Annotated in this window: 2 protein-coding genes; both read right to left on the reverse strand. The window is 63.0% G+C overall.

Annotated elements, in window-relative coordinates; genetic code table 11:
* Positions 1-262: 262 nt before the first annotated feature.
* Positions 263-3,577, reverse strand: coding sequence for a carbamoyl-phosphate synthase large subunit (gene carB / locus ACTNBB_RS08890; RefSeq protein WP_441057915.1), 3,315 nt, complete (start codon positions 3,575-3,577; stop codon positions 263-265).
* Position 3,578: 1 nt separating this feature from the next.
* A complete protein-coding gene (carA, locus tag ACTNBB_RS08895; protein WP_441015236.1) occupies positions 3,579-5,024 on the reverse strand; it encodes a glutamine-hydrolyzing carbamoyl-phosphate synthase small subunit in 1,446 nt (481 codons plus the stop codon).
* Between the last annotated feature and the right edge of the window lie 248 nt (positions 5,025-5,272).

A 5,272-nucleotide genomic window follows, 5' to 3' on the forward strand; every position in this document is an offset into this window, starting at 1 on the left:
CCCGCCCCGGCGCACCACCGGCGTTGTGCCGTCCCGGCCGTGGCCTCAATAATACCGGGGGGACCCCGCGTGGGGCGGACGGGGGGAACCCACACTCACTTTTTATTCAGCCCCAGTCATCGCGCAAAGCCCCTTCGGCAGCACACGGTGCAGCAAAGTCACCGCAGGCCGGGGCGGGAGGCGGTCCTTTCTCTCGGAAAACTTCGCGAAGCCCAGTTTCCGAGAGAAAGTGTCCGGCTGCCGCCCCGGCCGGCCAGGTCAACTACACCGTGTACTGCGGCAGGTCCTGCAGGGCGATGACGTCCATGCCCATGTCGTTGGCGCTGCCGTGGCCCTGTTGGTCCTCGCGCACCGCTTCGATAGCACTCACGTAGGTGTTGGCGGCAGACATCGCCGTCAAGCAGGTCACGCCGCGGCGCACCGCCTCGGTGCGCAACAGATAGCCGTCGCCGCGCGAGCCCGGGCCGTACGGCGTATTGATGATCACCGCGATCTTGCCATCGGCGATAAGGTCACCGATGTTGGGGCGCTCGCCGTCGTGCGGGCCTCTAATCTTTTCCACGACCTCGCACGTCACGTTGCCTCCACGCAGCACGCGCGCCGTACCCTCGGTAGAGCAGATGTCAAAGCCCAGATAGCGCAGGATACGGGCGACCGAAAGGATATGGCGCTTGTCGCGATCGCACACGCTAATGAACACCTTGCCAGCGCTCGGATCGGGCAGTTTGTAGTCAATCGCCAGCTGTGTCTTGGCGTATGCCTCGGGATAGCTCTTGGCGACACCCATGACCTCACCCGTCGACTTCATCTCGGGCCCCAGGATAACGTCGGCTCCCGGGAAACGACCCCAGGGCATAACGGCTTCCTTCATGCAGAAGCAGTCCAGCTGGCGCTCGTCGCTCGGCAGGCCCAGGCTCGCGATGGAATCGCCCGCCATGATGCGCGCCGCGCACTTGGCCAGCGGCACGCCGGTGGCCTTGGAGATAAACGGCACGGTACGGCTGGCACGCGGGTTGGCCTCGATCACGTAGACAGTCTCGCCCTTGATGGCATACTGCACATTGACCAGGCCGCGAACTCCCAGCGCCATCGCGATGCGGCGCGTGGTCTCGCGGAGCTTCGCCTGCAGACTCTCGCTAAAGCTAAACGGCGGAATGCAAGTCGCGGAGTCACCGGAGTGGATACCGGCCTCCTCGATATGCTCCAGAATACCGCCGATGTAGACCTCCTCGCCGTCGCACAGGGCATCGACATCGGACTCGATCGCGCCCTCCAGGAAGCGGTCGAGGTACACCGGGTAGTCGGGGCTAATGCGGGCAGCCTCGGCCATGTAATCGTGCAGATGCTCGGCATCGTAGGCGATCATCATGCCGCGGCCGCCCAACACATAGCTCGGACGAACCAGCAGCGGGTAGCCGATATGCGCGGCCACGGCCTCGGCCTCCTCAAACGAGGTGGCCTGACCCGCCGGCGGGTACATAATGCCCAGCTTGTCGAGCAGGGCGGCAAAGCGCTCGCGGTCCTCGGCAAAATCGATGGCATCGGGCTTGGTACCCATGATGTTCACGCCGCTCTCCTCGAGCATGCGCGCCAGCTTAAGCGGGGTCTGGCCGCCGAGCGTCACCACGACGCCGTCGGGGCGCTCAACATCGATAACGTCCATGACGTCCTCGTAGGTGAGCGGCTCAAAGTACAGACGATCGGACGTGTCGTAGTCGGTCGAGACGGTCTCGGGGTTGCAGTTGACCATGATGGTCTCGAAGCCACGGGCCGCCAGCGCGCAGCTCGCGTGCACGCAGCAGTAGTCAAACTCGATACCCTGGCCGATACGATTGGGGCCGGCACCCAAAATCATCGCCTTGGGCTTATCTGCCGGCGCGGTCTCGTCAGGGGCAACGCACTTCTTGGCGACCGGACTCGTGCGGTAGATGTTTTCGTAGGTCTTGTAGTGATACTCCGTGGCACTCGAGAACTCAGCAGCGCAGGTGTCGACCGTCTTCATGCTGGGAACCACGCCCAGACCCTTACGGTAAGCGCGAACAAAGCGCTCGTCCGAGCCGGTCAGCGCGGCAATCTCGGCATCGCTCGTGCCATACTGCTTGAGCAGGCGCATCGCGTCGGCGTCGATGTCCTCCACGCGCAGGCCGCGAATGCTCTCCTGGACCTGCACCATATCGTTGATACGGTTGAGATACCACGAATCGATGCCGCAGATGGCATGGATGCGCGCGACATCCCAGCCACGACGCAGGGCCTCGACCACAAAGAAGATGCGGTGCTCAGTCGGGGTGCCCACGGCCTGAGCGAGCTCGTCGTCGCTCAGCTTATCGGCACCTTCCTTGCCACCAGCGCAAATGCCCTGATGCCCGTCCTCCAGCGAGCGCATGGCCTTACCAAAGGCCTCCTCAAAGGTGCGGCCGATCGCCATGATCTCGCCCACGGCTTTCATGCGCGTTGTGAGCGTGGGGTCGGTACCCTTGAACTTCTCAAAGGCAAAGCGCGGCACCTTGACCACACAGTAGTCGATCGTGGGCTCAAAGCAGGCAGGCGTGGCTTTGGTGATGTCGTTGACGATCTCGTCGAGCGTGTAGCCCACGGCCAGGCGAGCGGCGGCCTTGGCGATAGGGAAGCCCGTGGCCTTGGAGGCCAGTGCGGACGAACGGCTCACGCGCGGGTTCATCTCGATGACGATCAGGCGACCGGTCTGCGGGTTCACGGCAAACTGCACGTTGGAGCCACCGGTCTCGACGCCGATCTTCTCCAGAATGGCGAGCGAGGCGACACGCATGCGCTGATACTCAAGGTCGGAGAGGGTCTGCGCCGGCGCCACGGTGATGGAGTCGCCGGTATGCACGCCCATGGGGTCGAGGTTCTCGATGGAGCACACGATGATGCCGTTGCCGGCGTGGTCGCGCATGACCTCCATCTCGTACTCTTTCCAACCCTCGATGGACTCCTCGACCAGTACCTCGTGGACGGGCGAAAGCTCAAGGCCCTGGCTCACGATGGAGACGAGCTCCTCGTGGGTGTGCGCGATGCCGCCGCCGGCGCCGCCCAGGGTAAAGCTCGGGCGCAGCACGCAGGGATATCCCACGCGCTCGGCGATGGCCTCGGCGTCGGCCACGCTGTAGGCATAGCCCGAGCGCGCGACCTCCAGGCCGATCTCAGCCATGGCCTCGTTAAAGAGCTTGCGATCCTCGCCGCGCTCGATGGCGGCAAGGTCGCAGCCGATCATCTCGACGCCGTACTGGTCGAGCGTGCCGTCCTTTGCCAGCTCGACGGCGGCGTTCAGACCGGTCTGGCCGCCCAGCGTGGGCAGCAGCGCGTCCGGGCGCTCCTTCTTGATCACGCGCTCGATAAATTCGGCGGTGATGGGCTCGACATAGGTGCGGTCGGCCAGGCCCGGGTCGGTCATGATGGTCGCCGGGTTGGAGTTGACCAGGATGACCTCAAAGCCATCCTCCTTGAGCACCTTGCAGGCCTGGGCGCCGGAGTAATCGAACTCGCAGGCCTGGCCAATGACGATGGGACCCGAGCCAATGACGAGGATGCGCTTGATGTCAGTACGTTTAGGCATGTTAGTTCTCCTCGGTCTCGGTCGTGGCGGAACCCTCGTCGGCAAAGTTCCAGCCCTGCAGGCGGTCCTTCGCGGTATCGATGTCCAGGTAGTTCTCCTCGCCGTCCATGAGTCGCGTAAAGGCGGTAAAGAGATAGTGGGCATCGGTGGGGCCGGGCGAGGCCTCGGGGTGGTACTGGACCGAGAAGCACGGGGCGTCGAGCAGCTGAATACCCTCGGCGGTGCCGTCGTTGAGGTTCACATGCGTCAGGCGAATGCGGCCAAAGCGCTCGTTCATCACGACGGGCGCGATACCACGGCGCACCCAGACGCGCAGATCGCCGTCGGCCGCATGCTCGGTCTCGCCGCCCGAAAGCTCGGGGACAAGCTTGCCCAAGCTGGGGAACAGCAGGCCAAAGCCATGGTTTTGCGCGGTAATTTCCACGCGGCGGCTGACCAGATTCATAACCGGCTGGTTACCGCCACGGTGACCGAATTTGAGCTTTTCCATCTGGGCACCGCATGCCAAGCTGATCATCTGGTGACCTAAGCAAATGCCAAAGACGGGCACCTTGCCGATCAGCTGCTGCACCTGCTCGTAGGTCTCTACCACGGCATCGGGGTCGCCGGGGCCGTTGGACAAAAAGACGCCATCGGGATTCATGTCGAGTACCTGACGCGCGGGTGTATCCCACGGCACGACGGTGAGGTCGCAGCCAGCACGGACCAGACCCTCCAGGATGCCACGCTTGACACCGCAGTCGTACGCGACCACGTTGTGGCGGGCGGGAGCGGGGGCCGCAAGCGCAAAGCCATGCTCGGCGGGCAGATCGCTTCCGGCGAACGGATGGGGCGCAGGGCAGCTCACGGTCTTGACCAGGTTCTCCCCCACCAGCGTGGGAGCAGAGGCCAAGCGCTCGGCAAGCTCGTCGATGTCGAGGACCTCGGTCGAGATAATGCCCATCTTGGAGCCATTGTCGCGCAGGTGGCGCACCAGGGCTCGCGTGTCGACGCCCTCGATAGCGACGATGCCGTGTGCGCGCAGGTACTCCGGCACGCTGACGGCCGAGCGCCAGTTAGAAGGCGTGGCACACATGTCGCGCACGATCATGCCGCGCATGGCGGGAGCACTCGCAGGGCGTACGTCATCGCCGGGGAAGGCGGACTGGACATCGGTCTCGTCGATGCCATAGTTGCCAATCTGCGGATAGGTCATGGTAACGATCTGGCCAGCATAGCTCGGGTCGGTCATAACCTCAAAGTAACCCTCGAGTGAGGTATTGAAGCAGACTTCGCCGGTCGCGGTGCCCTCGGCACCACATGCACGGCCATAAAAAATGGTCCCATCCTCAAGGTACAGGATGCAGGGACCGCAAGCACCCTTGCTGGTTTTGGCCAGCATGCGCTGGCACAGTTCGCTGGGCGCGATGGTGCGGGCGGCAGCGCCCGCAATATGGTTGTTCGCCATAGTTCTCCTTCCCGGTCTCTCGGGACCGGCTTAAAGGTGTGTAGTTAGGCCTCGCGGTATTCTAACCGTAAGCATGACTTATGGCGTTAATTACATAGAATTGTTTACAAAATGATAATTATGACTTCTTATGCATAATGATTTTTCTGGGACGGGGATTAAAAAAGGCTCTGTTAGACCAGGATTGACATACATGTGTCCCCACGGTGCCATATCGTTGACCCCGTAGACCGCGATGATGGGGGCAG

It is taken from the genome of Collinsella sp. HCP28S3_B9 (assembly GCF_052066095.1).
Taxonomy (GTDB): domain Bacteria; phylum Actinomycetota; class Coriobacteriia; order Coriobacteriales; family Coriobacteriaceae; genus Collinsella.

What these genes read in the sequence shown, in the direction of transcription:
- carA (WP_441015236.1), bottom strand. Translation starts at nt 5,024, where the DNA reads ATGGCGAACAACCATATTGCGGGCGCTGCCGCCCGCACCATCGCGCCC.
- carB (WP_441057915.1), bottom strand. Translation starts at nt 3,577, where the DNA reads ATGCCTAAACGTACTGACATCAAGCGCATCCTCGTCATTGGCTCGGGT.